The organism is Bacillus sp. JZ39 (genome assembly GCF_053903145.1).
The window spans coordinates 2,799,216-2,818,757 of record NZ_CP096389.1 but is presented as its reverse complement, the minus strand read 5'-3'; the positions used below and the strand labels follow the sequence as shown (position 1 = coordinate 2,818,757).

At 43.9% G+C, this 19,542-nt stretch carries 17 protein-coding genes and 1 other annotated feature; of the genes, 11 read left to right on the top strand and 6 right to left on the bottom strand.

What is annotated here, in order from left to right:
* Positions 1 to 26: 26 nt before the first annotated feature.
* Complete coding sequence (gene acuA, locus M1D65_RS14485; RefSeq protein WP_003229296.1) at positions 27 to 659, bottom strand: acetoin utilization protein acetyltransferase AcuA; 633 nt, start codon at positions 657 to 659, stop codon at positions 27 to 29.
* A gap of 160 nt (positions 660 to 819) precedes the next feature.
* Between acuA and acsA the strand changes: the two genes are divergently transcribed.
* From acsA to sr7p, 3 genes are all read left to right on the top strand, one after another.
* Entirely contained in the window at positions 820 to 2,538 is a 1,719-nt protein-coding gene (gene acsA / locus M1D65_RS14480; protein ID WP_124072851.1) for an acetate--CoA ligase, read from the top strand.
* A gap of 54 nt (positions 2,539 to 2,592) precedes the next feature.
* Positions 2,593 to 2,829, top strand: a binding site (T-box leader).
* Positions 2,830 to 2,879: 50 nt separating this feature from the next.
* Positions 2,880 to 4,148 carry a tyrosine--tRNA ligase gene (gene tyrS, locus M1D65_RS14475; RefSeq protein WP_276353287.1) on the top strand — a complete coding sequence of 423 codons (1,269 nt, stop codon included), beginning with the start codon at positions 2,880 to 2,882 and terminating at the stop codon, positions 4,146 to 4,148.
* Between the two features lie 129 nt (positions 4,149 to 4,277).
* Positions 4,278 to 4,406 (top strand): small protein SR7P, encoded by a 129-nt coding sequence (gene sr7p, locus M1D65_RS14470; RefSeq protein WP_032722349.1) that lies wholly within the window; start codon positions 4,278 to 4,280, stop codon positions 4,404 to 4,406.
* Between the two features lie 21 nt (positions 4,407 to 4,427).
* On the opposite strand, the gene rpsD is transcribed toward sr7p, so the two are convergent.
* Complete coding sequence (rpsD, locus tag M1D65_RS14465; RefSeq protein WP_003229304.1) at positions 4,428 to 5,030, bottom strand: 30S ribosomal protein S4; 603 nt, start codon at positions 5,028 to 5,030, stop codon at positions 4,428 to 4,430.
* A 294-nt stretch (positions 5,031 to 5,324) separates the two neighbouring features.
* Between rpsD and M1D65_RS14460 the strand changes: the two genes are divergently transcribed.
* Positions 5,325 to 7,064, top strand: a complete 1,740-nt coding sequence (locus M1D65_RS14460) for a diguanylate cyclase domain-containing protein (protein ID WP_041851098.1) — start codon at positions 5,325 to 5,327, stop codon at positions 7,062 to 7,064.
* 37 nt (positions 7,065 to 7,101) lie between these two features.
* Here M1D65_RS14460 and M1D65_RS14455 read toward each other — a convergent pair whose 3' ends face one another.
* Entirely contained in the window at positions 7,102 to 7,593 is a 492-nt protein-coding gene (locus M1D65_RS14455; RefSeq protein WP_015714522.1) for a GAF domain-containing protein, read from the bottom strand.
* A 126-nt stretch (positions 7,594 to 7,719) separates the two neighbouring features.
* On the opposite strand from M1D65_RS14455, the gene refZ reads away from it, so the two are divergent.
* On the top strand, positions 7,720 to 8,343 hold the full coding sequence (gene refZ / locus M1D65_RS14450) for a transcriptional regulator RefZ (RefSeq protein ID WP_014477663.1): 624 nt from the start codon (positions 7,720 to 7,722) through the stop codon (positions 8,341 to 8,343).
* Here the strand turns inward: refZ and hisJ are convergent.
* Positions 8,340 to 9,146: a histidinol-phosphatase HisJ gene (hisJ, locus tag M1D65_RS14445; protein WP_101502184.1), complete on the bottom strand. Its 807-nt coding sequence runs from the start codon at positions 9,144 to 9,146 to the stop codon at positions 8,340 to 8,342. The two genes, refZ and hisJ, sit on opposite strands and share 4 nt — an antisense overlap.
* Positions 9,147 to 9,342: 196 nt before the next feature.
* On the opposite strand from hisJ, the gene ezrA reads away from it, so the two are divergent.
* Positions 9,343 to 11,031 (top strand): septation ring formation regulator EzrA, encoded by a 1,689-nt coding sequence (gene ezrA / locus M1D65_RS14440; RefSeq protein WP_003229320.1) that lies wholly within the window; start codon positions 9,343 to 9,345, stop codon positions 11,029 to 11,031.
* A gap of 95 nt (positions 11,032 to 11,126) precedes the next feature.
* Here ezrA and brnQ read toward each other — a convergent pair whose 3' ends face one another.
* On the bottom strand, positions 11,127 to 12,464 hold the full coding sequence (gene brnQ, locus M1D65_RS14435; protein WP_003229322.1) for a branched-chain amino acid transport system II carrier protein: 1,338 nt from the start codon (positions 12,462 to 12,464) through the stop codon (positions 11,127 to 11,129).
* 194 nt (positions 12,465 to 12,658) lie between these two features.
* Between brnQ and M1D65_RS14430 the strand changes: the two genes are divergently transcribed.
* The 5 genes from M1D65_RS14430 to M1D65_RS14410 all read left to right on the top strand — a co-directional run bounded on the left by M1D65_RS14430 (position 12,659) and on the right by M1D65_RS14410 (position 18,693).
* Positions 12,659 to 13,804, top strand: coding sequence for a cysteine desulfurase family protein (locus M1D65_RS14430; protein ID WP_038827967.1), 1,146 nt, complete (start codon positions 12,659 to 12,661; stop codon positions 13,802 to 13,804).
* A 3-nt stretch (positions 13,805 to 13,807) separates the two neighbouring features.
* Positions 13,808 to 15,013, top strand: coding sequence for a tRNA uracil 4-sulfurtransferase ThiI (gene thiI / locus M1D65_RS14425; RefSeq protein WP_003229326.1), 1,206 nt, complete (start codon positions 13,808 to 13,810; stop codon positions 15,011 to 15,013).
* A gap of 93 nt (positions 15,014 to 15,106) precedes the next feature.
* Positions 15,107 to 15,316 carry an alpha type acid-soluble spore protein SspA gene (sspA, locus tag M1D65_RS14420; RefSeq protein ID WP_003223491.1) on the top strand — a complete coding sequence of 70 codons (210 nt, stop codon included), beginning with the start codon at positions 15,107 to 15,109 and terminating at the stop codon, positions 15,314 to 15,316.
* A gap of 178 nt (positions 15,317 to 15,494) precedes the next feature.
* The gene (mbcS, locus tag M1D65_RS14415) at positions 15,495 to 17,084 is read left to right on the top strand and encodes an acyl-CoA synthetase MbcS (protein WP_038827971.1); all 1,590 of its coding nucleotides are present in this window, start codon (positions 15,495 to 15,497) and stop codon (positions 17,082 to 17,084) included.
* A 19-nt stretch (positions 17,085 to 17,103) separates the two neighbouring features.
* The gene (locus M1D65_RS14410; RefSeq protein WP_064670903.1) at positions 17,104 to 18,693 is read left to right on the top strand and encodes an amidohydrolase; all 1,590 of its coding nucleotides are present in this window, start codon (positions 17,104 to 17,106) and stop codon (positions 18,691 to 18,693) included.
* Positions 18,694 to 18,724: 31 nt separating this feature from the next.
* Here M1D65_RS14410 and M1D65_RS14405 read toward each other — a convergent pair whose 3' ends face one another.
* Complete coding sequence (locus M1D65_RS14405; RefSeq protein WP_014477655.1) at positions 18,725 to 19,528, bottom strand: NAD kinase; 804 nt, start codon at positions 19,526 to 19,528, stop codon at positions 18,725 to 18,727.
* Positions 19,529 to 19,542: the final 14 nt, after the last annotated feature.

Below are 19,542 nucleotides of genomic sequence, written 5' to 3'. Positions count from 1 at the left end.
TATTTTTTCCCCTTTGCCAGTGTCAGTTAATACATATAACGATGATAAAAACGGAGCCTGTCAAATTGCTCAATTGATTCTTGGCTGACGTTTTTTCCAATGCGGGCCATCAGACAGTTTGCAGGGTGGGAGCTGATCTCCGGCTCATCCGTTGCAAACCAGACCAATCCGCCTGCATTCATCATCTTTTCCATGATCTTTCTGTATTCCCACACATCTTTTTTCATCCCTTTTAAATCCCAATGCCAGTAATATTCTGTCGTCATCACAATGTAGTTTTCCATTTGTTCATCCATCATGCTGACGGTCAGGAGCGTCTTTCCGACAGCGCATCCCCGATAGTCCGGCGCTACTTCGATGGCTCCGAGCTCAATCAAATCCTCCATATTTCCTTCAGACCATCTTTCGAGCGGGTCAGGATATAAATACGTGACATAGCCGACAATGGTTCGGCCGTCTCTGGCAATAATAATGCGCCCTTCGGGAAGGCCTGCAATGTCGACTAGCGCTTCATGCTGCTCGCGAGGCGGGCGAAATGCGGTTAAATCTTTATGAAACTCATAACCTGCCAAATCCTCTGGAGAGACAGGCCCTTCTATCAGTAAAGAGCCGGTTGCTGTTTTGATGTTTGCTGAATGGTATGTTTTATGATGTTCCACTAATTCACCGTCCCATCAATTCTTATCAAAAATACATGCCTTCTTTAAGAATACCAAATTATAAAGCGTTTTCAACATGGTTTATATTTTAAAAATTGAGAAGAATATGAATATATACTATAATAATTGTGACAACTTCAGCAAAGGGGGATGTTTGGGCATGAATTTGAAAGCGTTACCAGCAATAGAGGGGGATCATAACTTAAAAAACTATGAAGAAACGTACCGGCATTTTGATTGGACCGAGGCGGAGAAACATTTCTCTTGGCATGAGACAGGGAAACTGAATGCGGCGTATGAAGCGATTGACCGCCATGCCGAATCGTTTCGAAAAAACAAAGTAGCGCTTTATTATAAAGACGCAAAAAGGGATGAAAAATACACATTTAAAGAAATGAAGGAAGAATCAAACAGAGCCGGGAATGTGCTGAGACGGTATGGAAATGTGGAAAAAGGGGACCGCGTTTTTATTTTTATGCCGAGATCACCCGAGCTTTATTTTATTATGCTTGGCGCAATCAAAATTGGCGCCATCGCCGGGCCGCTGTTCGAAGCATTTATGGAGGGAGCGGTGAAAGATCGGCTTGAAAACAGTGAGGCAAAGGTTGTTGTCACAACACCTGAGCTGCTGGAGAGAATACCGGTAGACAAACTGCCTCACTTGCAGCATGTCTTCGTAGTCGGGGGAGAGGCTGAGAGCGGCACGAATATCATCAATTATGATGAAGCAGCGAAACAGGAAAGCACAAGACTGGATATCGAATGGATGGATAAAAAAGACGGCTTTCTGCTTCACTATACATCAGGTTCCACTGGTACGCCAAAGGGCGTGCTGCATGTCCATGAAGCGATGATTCAGCAATATCAAACAGGAAAGTGGGTCCTTGATTTAAAGGAAGAAGACATTTATTGGTGCACAGCTGATCCAGGCTGGGTGACAGGTACGGTATACGGCATTTTTGCACCGTGGCTGAACGGAGCGACAAATGTCATCGTCGGCGGACGTTTCAGCCCGGAAAGCTGGTATGGTACGATTGAACAGCTTGGCGTCAATGTCTGGTACAGCGCGCCGACCGCTTTTCGGATGCTGATGGGAGCGGGAGATGAAATGGCTGCGAAATATGATCTAACTTCACTCCGGCATGTGCTCAGTGTCGGTGAGCCGCTAAATCCGGAAGTCATCAGATGGGGACATAAAGTTTTTAACAAACGAATTCATGATACATGGTGGATGACAGAAACGGGCAGTCAGCTTATCTGCAACTATCCTTGCATGGATATTAAACCGGGTTCAATGGGTAAGCCGATTCCAGGAGTGGAGGCAGCGATCGTTGACAATCAAGGCAACGAGCTTCCGCCGTACCGAATGGGCAATCTCGCCATCAAAAAGGGCTGGCCTTCCATGATGCATACTATTTGGAATAACCCTGAAAAATATGAATCGTATTTCATGCCGGGCGGCTGGTATGTGTCTGGGGATTCTGCTTACATGGATGAAGAGGGATACTTTTGGTTCCAAGGCAGAGTTGATGACGTCATCATGACCTCCGGTGAGCGCGTCGGCCCATTTGAAGTGGAAAGCAAGCTTGTCGAACATCCGGCTATTGCAGAAGCAGGCGTAATCGGAAAGCCTGACCCGGTGCGTGGAGAAATCATTAAAGCTTTTATTGCACTCAGGGAAGGATTTGAGCCGTCTGATAAACTGAAAGAAGAGATCCGCCTATTTGTAAAGCAGGGTCTTGCAGCCCATGCGGCTCCGCGTGAGATCGAATTTAAAGAGAAGCTTCCGAAAACCCGAAGCGGAAAGATCATGAGGCGCGTGCTGAAGGCATGGGAGCTTAATCTGCCGGCTGGAGATCTGTCAACAATGGAGGATTAAAAGGCGGCGTTGACACAGGATTTTATTTATGTTAAAAATGATATAGCTTCATATGAAAAGGTAAAGATTGAGACAAGTAGAATATCCTTACGTTCCAGAGAGCTGATGGCCGGTGAAAATCAGCACAGACGGATATATCGAATACACTCATGAACCGCTTTTGCAAACAAAGCCGGCCAGGCTTTCAGTAGTGAAAGAACGGACCTGATCCGTTATCAGGCAAAGTGATAAGACGAATGTTTGCATTCTCTTATTAGTAGGGTGGTACCGCGATAATCAATCGTCCCTTCGTGTAAACGAAGGGGCGTTTTTTATTTTAATCAAAAAAGGAGCTTTATCTTATGACTAACTTACTTGAAGACTTATCCTTCCGCGGATTGATTCAGCAAATGACAGATGAAGAAGGGTTAAATAAACAGCTGAATGAAGAAAAAATCCGCTTGTACTCAGGCTTTGACCCGACAGCAGACAGCTTGCATATCGGACACCTGCTGCCTATTTTAACACTTCGCCGTTTTCAGCTTGCAGGGCATCATCCGATTGCGCTTGTGGGGGGCGCGACGGGCCTCATCGGTGATCCAAGCGGAAAAAAAGCAGAGCGTACATTAAACACTGCTGACATCGTATCCGAATGGTCCCAAAAAATCAAAAACCAGCTGTCCAGATTTCTAGATTTTGAAGCAGCAGAAAACCCAGCTGTCATCGCGAACAACTTTGACTGGATCGGCAAAATGAATGTGATCGATTTCCTTCGTGACGTTGGTAAAAATTTCGGCATCAATTACATGCTGGCAAAAGATACGGTCAGCTCAAGAATTGAATCCGGCATCTCGTACACGGAATTCAGCTACATGATTCTTCAATCTTATGATTTCTTAAATCTTTACAGAGACAAAAACTGTAAACTGCAAATCGGCGGAAGCGATCAGTGGGGCAACATCACAGCCGGTCTTGAACTGATCAGAAAATCAGAAGAAGAAGGAGCAAAAGCGTTCGGCCTAACGATTCCGCTTGTCACAAAAGCAGACGGCACGAAGTTCGGAAAAACGGAAGGCGGTGCGATCTGGCTTGATAAAGAAAAAACATCGCCATATGAATTCTATCAATTCTGGATCAACACAGACGACCGTGACGTTGTCAAATACTTGAAATATTTCACGTTCCTTTCAAAAGAGGAAATTGAAGCATACGCAGAAAAAACAGAAACGGCGCCAGAAAAACGTGAAGCACAAAAACGCCTGGCGGAAGAAGTGACATCACTTGTTCACGGACGCGAGGCGCTGGAGCAAGCCATCAACATCTCCCAAGCGCTGTTCAGCGGCAATATTAAAGAGCTTTCTGCTCAAGACGTAAAAGTAGGCTTTAAAGATGTTCCATCTATGGAAGTTGACAGCACCCAAGAGCTTTCACTTGTAGATGTGTTGGTGCAATCTAAATTATCTCCTTCTAAACGCCAAGCGCGTGAAGACATTCAAAACGGAGCTGTTTACATTAACGGTGAACGCAAGACGGAAATAAATTATACCCTATCAGGTGAAGACCGTATCGAAGATCAATTTACTGTTCTGCGCCGCGGGAAGAAAAAATACTTCCTTGTGACGTATAAATAAGAAAAAGATCCTTTGCCACTGAAGGCAAAGGATCTTTTTGTTTACCGCATAGGAATGAAAGGAAAAGAGTATATTAGATAGGGCAAACACGACCAATCACCACCTTTTAAATGAAAGGAGCGCTAAAGCGTGAATCTCATGTGTACGATTGCAAAAGAACGGCTGCAGCGGGATCATTGGGAGCAGCAGGCGCAGGACAGTGTTGGCCAGCAAGAGGCGAATGACGAAACAGACGATAAAAAAACCCCGACCGCATAGCGGCAGGGGTTTTTAAAACGATTAACGAGAGTAGAACTCAACGATAAGCGCTTCGTTAATTTCCGGAGCAAGTTCAGAACGCTCAGGAAGACGAGTGAAAGTACCTTCAAGCTTTTCAGCGTCGAAAGTAAGGTATTCAGGAACGAAGTTGTTCACTTCAACAGATTCTTTGATGATAGAAAGGTTTCTTGATTTTTCGCGAACACCGATTGTTTGACCAGGTTTCACAAGGTAAGACGGGATGTCAACGCGGCTTCCGTCTACAAGAATGTGACCGTGGTTAACCAATTGGCGAGCTTGACGGCGAGTACGTGCTAAACCTAGCTTGTACACAACGTTATCAAGACGAGAATCTAAAAGAATCATGAAGTTTTCACCGTGTTTACCAGCTAGTTTGCCAGCTTTGTCAAACAAAGTGCGGAATTGACGTTCGTTTACACCGTACATGTGACGAAGCTTTTGCTTTTCTTGCAATTGCAAACCGTATTCTGATAATTTTTTACGTTGTCCTGGACCGTGTGGACCTGGAGCGTAAGGGCGTTTTTCTAATTCTTTTCCTGTACCGCTAAGAGAGATTCCTAGACGGCGGGACAGTTTCCAAGATGGACCTGTATAGCGAGCCATAATGTGACTCCTCCTTTGGTTTTATTTTTGTGGAAAATAAAAACCGTCTGCTCTATTCGACCATGCACATTTTGTTTTCATGTATCCTCGCTCCAGCAGCAGAGAGTTACACGATACACCTTATTGATAAGGAACAAAATGAAAACATAGAAGCTGAACAAAAAGGCTGCAATATTTCACACAAAGGTCATTATATAATTTATTTGTTTTGAAGTCAACCATTCCTCCATTATTGCTTCACCGTTTATGATATAATAAACAAAAATTAGTGGTAAACTTTTAGGTGATAAAAATATGGTAGAACAAACTAAAGATCAATTATCCGCCTTTCATTATCATATGCTCGATTTTTTATTAACCAAATCTGAAAAAGTCACATTCACCGACTCTTTCATATGGCTGACTTCGGCTATTCAAACCTATTTTTCAACCCTTTGTGTTTCGCTTACACCGTCACCATCAGGCTTTGTGACAAAATTGGCAGATGGTGAAGCGCGTTTTTCCGCTTCAAAAATAAACGCTTCATGTTATCTGATTGAGGACGGCTCCGGCAGGCGTTTTCATCTTGCGTGCAGGCAGGATGAAGAGATTCCTGAAGGGCTTCCGGACGTGGTTGCTTCATTTTTAAACCAGTCGATGAAACAGGAAAGACTCTATAACAAAACGATCTACCAAAAAAAGATATACAAAATGACAGAGCTGTTCCATTCACTGCTTGATCAGACAGATGTGCTGAAGCAGCTTTTAGAAAGCTTGACCAGCACATTTTCTCTTTTTGAGTTTTCTTTATTTATATCGCACGATCAAGACCAATGTTTAGGGATACCTGCAAAAGAGCTGTATATGGAAGGGGAAAAATCCGATTCCTTTGCGCTCAAAGTGTATTTGTCCGGAGACATTTTGCGGAAAAATGAATCTGTCGCCTATATTCCGATCAAAGGACAGCAGGGCACATACGGGGTGTTGAAGGCTGAGGGAACGGGTGACAGCTTTCTTACTGATGCCTGCCTTGATGAAATGTCGCTGTTAGCAAACGCGGCGGGAAAAGCGTTTGAAAATGCCCAGCTCTACGAACAATCCAAAGCAAGCATCGCAAATTTGGAATTGATTAATGAAACATCACGCCGCCTGAATCAGCGGCTGACACTGACTGATACAATGAATGATCTGGCTGTGAGAATGGCAGAATCGTTTCAGGCAGAAGAAGTGGGATTTTTTCATATAGACCATTTTGAAAACCTAACATTGCTTCCAGGCAGCACAGCATTTTTTAAAGAAGCGAAACCGTCAGATTTTTATAATGAGCTGAAAGAAAAGCTGTATGAAGGTGAAAAAGGGGTTTTCATCGGGAATGGCCAGTCTGTTTTTGGGAAGGCGGGGTACGGCTCGCTGATGGCTGCTCCGATGATTCAAAACGACCGGCTTCTGGGCTTTGCGGTTTTATTGAAACAGGAGCTGTACGCTTTTACATTTGAAATGTACAAGCTGTTTCAGGCGCTGATTCATCACGCGACACTGGCTGTAACCAATTCAATGCTTCGCGACCGTCTTGAGCACCTTGTGAAAACAGATCAGCTGACTGAACTGTATTCACGAGTGTATTTAGATGAAAAAATTCAATACAGCATGAAAATCCACCAAAAGGGTGTTTTTATTCTTGTTGATATTGATAATTTTAAAAATGTAAATGATACGTACGGCCATCAGACTGGGGACGAGATTTTAATTCAAGTCGCTTCAGTGATTAAAAGCAACATCCGAAAGCATGATGTCGGTGCCCGCTGGGGAGGAGAGGAGCTGGCGATTTATTTGCCAAATGTGCCGGTTGCAGTGGGGAAACGGATTACCGAGCGACTGGTTTACGCGGTCAGAAAAAATACGAAACCCGAGGTAACCATTTCCTGCGGTATCTCCTGCTGGACGACAGAAACAAGAAAATCGCTGAAAGAGCTTGTGCATGAGGCAGACGAAGCGCTCTACAGCGCGAAACGGAGCGGGAAAAACCGCTTGATGGTTCATGACTCAATAAAATAAAAAAAGCCCAAAACGATATCAGTTTTGGGCTTTTATATTACTGCGCTAACGCTTTTTCTAGCGTTTCGGCAAATTGAGTTAAGTATTTTTCATCAATTTCGTCGAAACGGTTTTTCACTGGGCTGTCGATGTCTAAGACGCCGACAATTTTTCCGTCTACACGAATCGGAAGCACAATTTCTGATTGAGACGCTGCATCGCAGGCGATATGTCCCGGAAACGCGTTTACATCCTCAACACGTTCCACTTTTCCGTTTGCGTACGCTGTGCCGCAAACCCCTCTGCCGAAAGGAATCCGAACACATGCCGGCAGGCCTTGGAACGGACCTAACACAAGCTGTCCATCCTCTTCTTTGGCAAAATAGAAACCTGCCCAGTTGACTTCAGGCAGCGAATGATACAGCAGTGCTGAGGCATTTGCATAGTTAGCTATTTGATCTGTTTCGTCTTCGGTCATGGCTTCGAGCTGTTTTAGCAGAAGCTGATAGCCTTTTTCTTTATCTCCAGATTGTTTTTCGACATGGAACATGGAAAACCCTCACTTTTTCTATAATATAAAACAAAGTTCCGGCTTTTCTGCCGGCATTTGTCGATAAGTTCTTACAGGAACAGCGGCTTTCTGCTTGAATAGTATCAAGAGGAAGGAGTGAGCCGTATGAAAGTAAGCACCAAAGACAAAATTATTGAATCTGCTGTCATGCTTTTTAACCAAAAAGGATTTTCTGGCACGTCTGTCCGTGAAATCGCAAAGTCAGCTGATGTAAATGTTGCGCACATCTCCTACTATTTTAAAGGCAAAGGAGGCTTGATGGAACACTTAGTTTCAGAGTTTTACGAAGGCTACAGCAAAACGCTTGAAACAGCGGCAAGCAATATCTCTTCTCAAAGCACGCAGGAACAGCTTCTTCAATTGGTTTTCGATATTTTATCCTATCAGCATAATCATCGTCAATTAACTCGTTTTGTCTACCGGGAAGTCACAATTGACTCCACATTAATCAGGGAAATTATGTCGACATATCTAATGAAGGAAAAGTATATCTTCCAGCTGATCATTGAGGAAGGAGAAAAACAGCGTGAATATTTAACGCTGCCGCTGCCTCATTTTATTCTCCAATTAAAATCTCTCTTGATGATGCCCTATCTCCAGCCTCAATATATTTCAGAAGTACTCTACATGCAGCCGCACGAGCCGTATTTTTATAAAATGTATTTTGAAGAAATCAAGATTTGGATCAGAAGCGTCTTCCGGACAGGAGACGTGGCGCTCACCAATTAGCACCGTTCCAAAAACGCCTCATACGCATATCCGACATCTCCCGCTTGATGGGCATCAGACCCAAACACAAGCGGGATCTTCTTTTGCTTCGCTTCATTCAGCATCCAATCCTCGATATAAATACCGCCAGCGTAAATTTTTCTTAAGCCGGAAGTATTGAAGTCGAGCTCCATTCCGTTTTCTTCAATGGCATTTAAGCACAGGGAAACGAGGCCGCGAATATGCTCTGACATGCTGTATGGAAACAGCTTGATGAATTTTTGGACGAGTGTGATGTGACCGACTCTTTTTGGCTTATAAACGCCGAGAGATGCTACAATGGAAGAATAGATACTCCGGTAATATTGTTCATATACCGCTTCAATGCTTCCGGAGGCTGAAATCAGCTCTTTGAAGGTATGCTCGTCATAATCAAGGCATAGATAGGAAGAGTCTGTGCGCAAAAAATGAACGGATAAGATGCTGTCATCTAAATATGGCCCGTATGTGTCCAGAAATAATGTAATTTCATCTTCAAATTCAGCGATATAATCGACTTCAAGCCCTGTCCGTATGCTAAGCTGTCCGCGATATTCTTTTTTTAATCCGGAAATTTCATGAATATAGCGTTCCAAAGAAGCTTGCGCCATCGCGCTGTCTTTCAGCGGCGTGGGATCGGTAAAAGAGGGCGGCAATGGGGCGTGTTCGGTAAAAGTAATCGATTCGAACCCTTTTTTTAAGGCTTCTTCTGCATATTGTCTGAGTGTGTCATTGGAACCGTGAGGGCAAAATGGTGTGTGAATATGTCCGTCTCGCTTTTGCATTGATGTCACCCCATGAAAAAATAGTCAAATCCTGCCGATTTTGCACAAAAAGTTTTTGATTTCTGGTCAAAAAATGTTTGTTACATGGTATCATAATAACAATGAAAACGACAGTTTTTCTCAATACATATCCTGAAATCTTTCTGAATAAATAAAACACCCTGACAGATTAAGGTAAACAGCAAGGGGGCTCATTATGGAGTTTGTCATTGGATTATTAATTGTACTGCTTGCGCTGTTTGCGGCAGGCTACTTTTTCAGGAAAAAAATCTACGCCGAAATCGACCGGCTGGAATCGTGGAAGATTGAAATTCTGAATCGGTCGATCGTGGAAGAAATGTCTAAAATAAAACATTTAAAAATGACGGGTCAGACAGAAGAGTTCTTTGAGAAGTGGCGTGAAGAATGGGACGAGATTGTCACAGCCCACATGCCGAAAGTTGAAGAGCTCCTTTATGATGCCGAGGAAAATGCAGACAAATACCGGTTTAAAAAGGCCAATCAAGTGCTCGTTCATATCGACGACCTGCTGACAGCGGCTGAATCAAGCATTGAAAAGATTCTTCGGGAAATCAGCGATCTTGTCACAAGTGAGGAAAAGAGCCGTGAAGAGATTGAACAGGTGAGGGAGCGCTATTCGAAATCTCGAAAAAACCTGCTGGCTTACAGCCACCTTTACGGGGAGCTTTATGACAGCCTTGAAAAGGATCTGGACGAAATTTGGAGCGGCATCAAACAATTTGAAGAAGAAACAGAAGGCGGAAACTATATTACTGCACGAAAAGTACTGCTTGAGCAGGACCGCAATCTTGAACGGCTTCAGTCATACATAGATGATGTGCCGAAGCTGTTAGCTGACTGTAAACAGACGGTGCCCGGACAGATTGCAAAGCTCAAGGATGGCTATGGCGAAATGAAAGAAAAAGGGTACAAGCTTGAGCATATCCAGCTTGATAAGGAATTAGAAAATCTGTCAAACCAGCTGAAACGAGCGGAACATGTCCTGATGACTGAGCTGGATATTGATGAAGCGTCCGCAATCCTGCAGCTCATTGACGAAAATATTCAATCTGTTTATCAGCAGCTGGAGGGCGAAGTTGAAGCCGGTCAATCCGTACTAAGCAAAATGCCTGAATTGATTATTGCTTACGACAAGCTTAAAGAAGAGAAAGAGCATACGAAGGCGGAAACTGAGCTGGTGAAGGAAAGCTACAGGCTGACAGCCGGTGAGCTCGGCAAACAGCAGGCTTTTGAAAAGCGCCTTGATGAAATTGGGAAGCTGCTATCATCCGTTAAAGATAAGCTCGATGCAGAGCATGTCGCCTACTCACTTTTAGTAGAAGAAGTTGCTTCAATAGAGAAGCAAATTGAAGAAGTGAAAAAAGAGCATGCCGAGTATCGTGAAAACCTGCAAGCGCTGAGAAAAGAAGAGCTTCAGGCGAGGGAGACGCTCAGCAATTTGAAAAAAACAATTTCTGAGACAGCAAGACTGCTGAAGACTAGCAACATTCCAGGCATTCCGAGCCATATTCAAGAGATGCTGGAGAACGCGCATCATCATATTCAAGAAACAGTCAATCAACTAAACGAACTTCCATTAAATATGGAAGAAGCCGGAGCCCATTTGAAACAAGCAGAAGATATCGTCAACAGGGCAAGCCGGGAATCAGAGGAACTTGTCGAGCAGGTCATCCTCATTGAAAAAATCATTCAGTTCGGAAACCGGTTCAGAAGCCAAAATCACATTTTATCTGAACAGCTGAAAGAAGCGGAAAGACGTTTTTATGCTTTTGATTATGACGACTCTTATGAAATTGCAGCTGCCGCTGTAGAAAAGGCTGCGCCAGGTGCAGTTGAAAAAATCAAAGCTGACATATCCGCTTAGATAATCACGACCATGAAAAAGAGCCCGCAGTGTAATGAGCAGGCTCTTTTTTTCATTACAAAACGCCTGCGCAATAACGCAGGCGTTCTGTGACATTAACTTATTTCATTAAGCTGTTTGGATGGTCCGATGAATAAGGTCAGCACATAGCCGATAACCGCTCCGACGATTCCTGGAAGCACCCAGCCGATGCCGAGGCTGTAAAGAGGAAGATTCGCATTTAGAAACACATCTAAAGATCCAAGTGAAAAACCGGCTGCTTTGATACCGTCTAAAATACTGAAAAGTCCTGTACCGATCAAGCATGCGATGTACACTTCGCGTCTTTCTTTAAAGATCTTATCGATGAAGGAAAGAACGATAATGACAATGGCAAGCGGATAGATAGCTGATAAAATAGGAACAGAAAACGCGATAATTTGCGCGAGTCCGAAATTCGCAATGATCAAGCTGAATAACGTGACAATCGTAACGACAATTTTATATGATAATGCCGGAATAAGTTTTGAAAAATATTGGCCGCAAGATGTGACAAGGCCGATGCTTGTTGTTAAACATGCGACTGTAATCGCTGCTCCGAGTACGATGTTGCCTAATGAACCGAATAAATAATGGGAAGACGCAGATAAAATTTTAGCTCCTTCACCAACAGGACCAATGGCATTTGTGCTTGTTGCACCTAAATAAGCAAGGGATACATAAATGAAAGTCAGGCCTAAAGCGGCAATCACACCTGCTTTAATGCAGGCTGCAGCAAGAGCTTTAGACTGTGTGACGCCTTTGCTTTTTACAGCATTTACAACGACAACGCCAAATACAATTGAAGCAAGTGCGTCCATTGTTTTATAGCCTTCTAAAAATCCTTTAAAAACCGGTGTTCCTTTATATGCTTCTGTCACGGCGCCCAATCCGCCCATCGGCGTGAAGATGGCTTTGAGAACAATGATTAAAATAATTGTGAATTTGATGGGAGTCAGAATTTTTCCGACTCGATCGACAACCTTGGATGGGTTTAACGCTAAATAGTACGTAACACCGAAAAAGATAAGTGTAAATATTAATAAAGAAAGTCTTTCTGGTACGCCAGTCAAAAATGGAACAGCGCCAATTTCATATGAAACAGTTCCTGTTCTCGGGATGGCGAATAATGGTCCGATTGATAAATAAAGCACGACAGTAAAGATTGTGCCGAAAACAGGGTGCGCTTTGTCAGCAAGGCCTTTAGCGTCCTTACCGGTTAATGCGATGGCGATAATGCCGAGAAGCGGCAGGCCTACCCCTGTCAGTAAAAATCCGCCGATGGCCTTCCAGACGTTGTGTCCGGCTGCTTGTCCAAGTTCCGGCGGATAAATCATATTTCCTGCTCCAAAGAATAACGCAAATAGCATGAAACCAATAATAATGGTATCTTTGACAGGCAGTGAGTGTTTCATGAAAAAAATCCTCCTAATAATTATGTTAAAATATTCTGTCAATTAATTGTCAGATAATATGACGAAACGAACAAATCTTATTATATGGTAAAAAAATTAGAAGTCAATACTAGTTTTTCGTAATTTTCTATTAAATTTTGTTATGGTAACATAAATATCATACCTTGTACCGCTTTCATAAAGGAGTAAAAAAGATGATATATTTAGATAATAGTTCAACGACTAAGCCTTACGATGAAGTCTTGAACGTATATGAACAGACAAGCAGCCGATACTTTGGCAATCCTTCATCTTTGCACCGATATGGAGCCGAAACGGAACAGCTGCTTCAAGCAGCCAAAAATCAAATCAAAAGGTCCTTAGGCCTAAAAAAATATGATATTGTATTTACGTCAGGCGCCACAGAAGCCAATAATGCGGCTTTAAAAGGAGCGGCTTTGTCAAAGATAAAAACAGGCAAACATATCATTGCCACTTCTATTGAACATCCATCCGTTACGGAATCGTTAGAACAGCTGAAAGAGTTGTTCGGGTTTGATATCACTTATCTTTCTGTGAATGAAGACGGATTTGTTTCTATTGAAGATCTAAAAGCAGCCATCCGTCCCGATACCGTGCTTGTCAGCATGATGCATGTGAACAATGAAGTCGGTTCCGTGCAGCCGATTGAAGCGGCAGGGGAAGTGCTGAAGAAGCACCCGAACATTTTGTTCCACGTCGATTATGTGCAGGGCATCTATAAAGTGCCCTTGGCAATTGAAAAGGCCGGCATTGATCTATGTTCAATTTCGGGGCATAAATTTCACGGCCTAAAGGGGACAGGCGCACTTATTGTAAAAGAGGGAACACCCCTTATTCCGCTCATAACGGGAGGCTCTCAGCAAAAAGGCATACGGGCCGGAACAGAACATACTGCTGGAGCGGTTTCGCTTGCCAAGGCCATTAATCTTGCCTCTGCTGATTTTGACACACGGCTTGACACGATGACTGCCGCAAAGGAATTGTTTATGAAAAGGCTGAGTGAAATTGAGGGCGTCGTTATCAACACGCCTCAAATGAATAGCGCGCCGCACATTATTAATTTCTCTGTACCGGGGATTAAAGCGGAAGTGCTTTTACACATGCTTGAGGAACAGGATATTTTCGTCTCCACAACATCGGCTTGCTCGGCAAAAGAACATAAGCCCAGCAAGGTTCTCTTAGAGATGGGCAAAGGAGAGCAGATTGCCGGAAGCAGCATCAGAATCAGTTTAAATTACAGCCAGACAAGCGATGTGGCAGAACCGTTTATGAACGCGCTTCGTCCTGGCATCAAAAAATTAAGGAAAATGATGAGGTAGAACATGAATTACGATCATATATTAATTCGTTTTGGGGAAATTTCGACCAAAGGCAAAAACAGAAAAAGCTTTATTGAGCGCTTAAAACAAAACATCAGACTCGTTTTGAAAGACTATCCGAATTTAAAATACTTTTCCAACAGGGATCGTATGACGATTACATTAAATGGAGAGGATCCTGAGGCTCTTTTTCCTCATTTAAAGCAAGTGTTTGGGATTCAAAGCTTCAGCCTGGCAATTAAATGTGACAGCCGCCTTGATGATATTAAGGCAACCGCACTAAAGGCTATCAAAGATCAGTATAAACCAGGTGATACGTTTAAAGTCGCGACAAAGAGAGCGTATAAGCAATTTGAATTAGATACAAACCAGATGAACGCTGAAATCGGCGGCCATATTTTGCGAAATACAGAAGGATTGACGGTCGATGTTCGCAACCCAGACATCCCGCTCAGAATCGAAATCAGGGAAGAAGCAACATTTTTGACAATTCGTGATGAAAAAGGTGCAGGCGGGCTGCCAGTTGGTTCAGCAGGAAAAGCGATGCTGATGCTTTCTGGCGGTTTTGACAGCCCTGTGGCCGGTTTTTATGCGATGAAACGGGGATTGTCGGTAGAAGCTGTTCATTTCTTCAGCCCGCCATACACAAGCGAGCGCGCAAAGCAAAAGGTAATGGATCTGGCGAAATGTCTGTCCCGTTTTGGGGGAAGCATGACACTTCATATTGTTCCATTTACAAAAACGCAAGAGCTCATCCAAAAACAAATTCCTGAAAATTACACAATGACGGCAACCCGCCGCCTCATGCTTCAGATAGCCGACAGAATCAGAGAAAAGAGAAACGGGCTTGCCATTATTACGGGAGAAAGCCTCGGTCAGGTAGCGAGCCAAACGCTTGAAAGCATGTATGCAATTAATGCGGTGACGTCAACACCGATTTTGCGTCCGCTAATCGCCATGGACAAAACAGAAATCATCGAAAAATCACGGGAAATTGGCACATATGAGACAAGCATTCAGCCGTTTGAAGACTGTTGCACGATCTTTACACCGCCAAGCCCGAAAACACGCCCTAAAAAAGAGAAAATTGAACACTTTGAAAGCTTTGTTGATTTCGAGCCGTATATTCAAGAAGCGGTAGATAACATTGAGACAATGACCCTGTATAGCGAACAAGAAGCTAACGATAAATTCGCTGAACTCTTTTAAATCAATTTTCAGCTCCTGTATACAATTACCAAAGTTTTTCTGAATGAAGCCATGTGTTTTGACACATTCTATACTCACAAGGAGGTGAGACACATGGCTAACAATAACTCAGGTAACAGCAACAACCTTTTAGTACCAGGAGCTGCTCAAGCGATCGACCAAATGAAATTAGAAATCGCTTCTGAATTCGGTGTAAACCTTGGAGCAGACACAACTTCTCGCGCTAACGGTTCTGTTGGAGGAGAGATCACAAAACGTCTTGTATCTTTTGCTCAACAAAACATGGGCGGAGGACAATTCTAATTTACAATTTCACATAATGGCTTAGGAGTGGGGGTATCCCCACTCTTTTTCATTTTTTACATATAAAAAAGGACCAGCGGCCTATAAAATCTATGTTTACAGAGGTTGCTTTTAGGCATATCCTTACGGAAAGAGCCTGTATTTATGTATAATGGGTGGAGAAAGTGAGGAGTTGTTCGTGTTAAAACGTGAAGATTTAATTGCCCCTGTGCAATATAATTTAGTGAATGAAATGGAAAAGTTCAGTGCTGCTGGACAAAAAACCGCTCTTCTTTGGGAGGACGAGTCGGGCAAGCAAGAATCTTGGTCGTATGAAAAGCTGATGGAAGAAACAAATAAAATCGGAGCGGCCTTAGCTGATCTTGGATTTAAAAAGGGAGACAAGCTGATTGTAATGGTACCGCGGGTGCTTGAAGCCTATGCTGTTTATTTGGCTATCCTGAAATCAGGAATGGTTGTCATTCCGTGCTCCGAAATGCTTCGCGCGAAAGATCTTGAATACCGGATTGAACATGCAGAGGTAAAAGGCGCTATCGTCTACTCAGAATTTATTGGCGCTTTCCGGGATGTCAGTACGACTGACAAACTGATTACACTGTCTATTGGTGAAAATGATGCCGGCTGGAAAAACCTCTTATCAATTGAAGCGGACGGAAGCCAATTTAAAACAGCTGACACAACAAGAGATGATATGGCTTTCTTATCTTATACATCCGGGACAACAGGTCAGCCGAAAGGTGTTGTACATACACATGGATGGGCATTTGCTCATTTAAAAACTTCTGCCGGCGCTTGGCTTGATATTTCTGAAAAGGATATCGTCTGGGCAACTGCTGCCCCTGGCTGGCAAAAGTGGGTATGGAGTCCGTTTTTAGCGGTGCTTGGCAGCGGAGCAACCGGTTTTGTGTATCACGGCAGATTCAAAGCAGAAAAATATCTAGAGCTTTTAAATCGCTACAAAATCAATGTTTTCTGCTGCACGCCGACAGAATACCGCTTAATGGCGAAGGTTGAAGGCTTGGACCGTTTTGATCTTTCTGCCCTGCACAGCGCTGTTTCCGCAGGTGAGCCGCTCAATCGTGAAGTCATTGATGTTTTCCAAAAGCACTTTGGCATTAAGGTACGGGACGGATATGGCCAAACAGAAAGCACGCTTTTGGTTGGTGTTTTGAAAGATACGCCTATTAAACCGGGAAGCATGGGAAAACCGACACCGGGAAATCAGGTGGAGATCATAAATGAAGACGGTGAAATCTGCAAACCTGGTGAGGTTGGCGATATCGCTGTTCACCTCAGTACGCCTGCGCTCTTTAAAGAGTATTTTAAAGATCCGGAAAGAATGAAAACACAAATTCGCGGCGATTATTTCCTAACGGGAGACAGAGCAAGAAAAGATGAGGAAGGTTACTTCTGGTTTGAAAGCCGAAATGACGATATTATTATCAGCTCCGGCTATACGATCGGGCCTTTCGAGGTGGAAGACGCGCTTGTTAAGCACCCAGAAGTAAAAGAATGTGCTGTTGTCGCGAGCCCTGATGAAATCAGAGGCTCCATTGTAAAGGCATATGTTGTCCTGCAAAATCATGAAAAACGCAGTGATGAGCTTGTCAAAATGCTGCAAAACCATGTGAAGACGATTACCGCTCCATACAAATATCCTAGAGAAATTGAATTTGTGGAAAGCCTGCCGAAAACGGCTTCTGCAAAAATCAGACGAGTGGAATTAAGAAAACGTGAAGAACAGCTCAAAGCCAATAAAAAGGCATAAAGAAAGAGAGTGAACGTGAATGAAGGCGATATGGCACGGCGGTTTCATTTATACGATGCTCAAAGAAGGCGATCGGACTGAGGCAGTTTATGTTGAGGATGGTGTCATAAAAGGCACCGGCAGCTATGAACGTTTGAAGGAAAAGTACGGGTCGCCGGAAACAGAAGAAATCAGCCTGAACGGAGCAGTGATGTTCCCCGGTTTTGTTGACAGCCATCTACATTTGATCGGCCACGGTGAGAAACAGCTTCAGCTCGATCTGTCCGCACTGACGTCGAAAGATTCAATTTTACAGGCTGCGAAGGAAAGAGAGCGGCAGCTTCCTAAAAACGATTGGCTCATTGGAGAAGGCTGGAATGAAAATCAGTTTGAGACACCTGACTACTTGACTAAGCATGATCTTGATCGCCTGTTTCCTGACAGGCCCGTCTTGCTCAAGCGTATATGCCGGCATGCAATAGCTGTCAATTCTGCGGCTCTTCAAGCAGCGGGAATTTCAAGAAATACTCCTGATCCTGACGGCGGAGTCATCGTAAAAGATGCAAATGGCGAGCCGACCGGACTCCTGTTTGATAAGGCGCAGGATTTGATTCTGAAGGCTGTCCCGCCAGTCTCCCAGCACTATGTTGATGAGGCATTAACGGCTGGAATAAAGGATTGCTGGACAAAAGGCCTGACGGGCGGTCATTCGGAAGACTTGTCCTATTATGGTGATGTTTCGGTGCCGTTGAAAGCTTATGAGAAAGCTGCCGCTGGCGGAAAGTATCCGTTCCGCTGCCATTTGCTCGTTCATCATGAAGCGGTCGATCGATGGGAGCAGCTGGATAAGCCGTCCGGCCCTTATGTGGAGTTTGGTGCGATGAAAATCTTTGCGGACGGGGCGCTTGGCGGGAGAACGGCTTTGTTGAAAGAACCATATCAGGATGATCCATCAACAAATGGTGTTCAGGTTCACGATGACGAAACCCTTGGCCGGCTCATTCGCAAAGCGAGAGAAAAAGGGATGGAGGTTGCTGTTCATGCAATCGGAGATCTTGCTTTTGAAAAAGTGCTGAACGCAATTGAAAAGCATCCGCCCAAAAACGGCCGGCATGATCGGCTTATTCATGCCCAAGTGCTTGATAACGAATTAATCGAGAGAGCAGCACGCATGCCGATCGCACTTGATCTTCAGCCGCATTTCGTTGCAAGCGACTTTCCATGGGTCATTGACCGTCTCGGAAAAGACCGGATGAAGACTGCATTTGCCTGGAAAACCCTCATATCTAAAGGCATTTTATGCGCGGGCGGTTCAGACGCCCCGATTGAGCCTGTTGACCCGCTTCTAGGGATCCAGTCCGCGGTCCTCAGGAAAAGCAGTCATGAGCAAAACGGGCCAAGCTATAATGAAAGTGAATGTTTACCTGTATATGAAGCGATAAAGCTTTATACAGAAGGTAGCGCCGGTATCATTTATAAAGAGAAGTCACGCGGGAAAATTGCGGAAGGCTATGACGCGGATTTTACAGTTCTCAGTGGTGATCCGTTTGCCATTGACCCCGCACAGCTTCATCTGTTAGATATTAAAAAAACCGTGATTAACGGCCAGATTGTATATGAGAAATCATAAAAGGACAGGCAGCAGCCTGTCCTTTTATTTTCTATAAAAAAGTACGCTTCACTTTTTCCCAAAATGAATTGTCCTTTAGTTTGACTGTTTTGATTTTCTTATTAGACAGTTTGATTTCGATCGTTTTCACATTTCTCGTGCTGAGTGCTTCATTGTCCAAGCCGATGATTGGGTGTTCGTTGCCGTCCTGCACCACACGAAGGGTCAGCTTTCGGTCAGAGCTGAGGACAAATGGCGAGCCGAGTGTCCGGTAGGTATTATTGTTAAGGGATGCAAGCTCTGATACCTGCATGCATGGAAGCAATGGATCAACAACCGCTCCTGCAACAGATTTGTTATAGGCGGTGCTGCCTGTAGGCGTTGAGATAATCATCCCGTCACCTCTAAATGTTTCAAAGTGCAGATCGTCAATCAGCACGTCCATCACAAAGGTTTTGATGATGCTTGAGCGGATGGATACCTCGTTTAAGCAGTGAAAAGGACTGGCGTGGTCCACTGTCACTTCAATCAGCGGGTATTTTCTCACTTCAATTTGTTCAAACGTCATTGCATCGACCATTTTTTCTCGCTCATCACTATGAAAGTCGCAATATAAATGAGCTTTCCCCTTTTTGGTAATGCCGACGTACAAGCAGTCGTCACGAAAATTCGTCTTTCTGACTGCCTGCAAAAATGTGCCGTCCCCGCCAATGCTAGCGATAATATTGGCGTCTGAGTGCTGGTTCACAACGGTAAATCCATGCTCTTCCGCTAATTGTGTTAACGAGCGGGCTTGTTCGTTCGTTTCCTGATCCTGTTTGTGAAAAAAATAAACATTACGGCGTTGATCGGTCATATCCCATTTCCCCT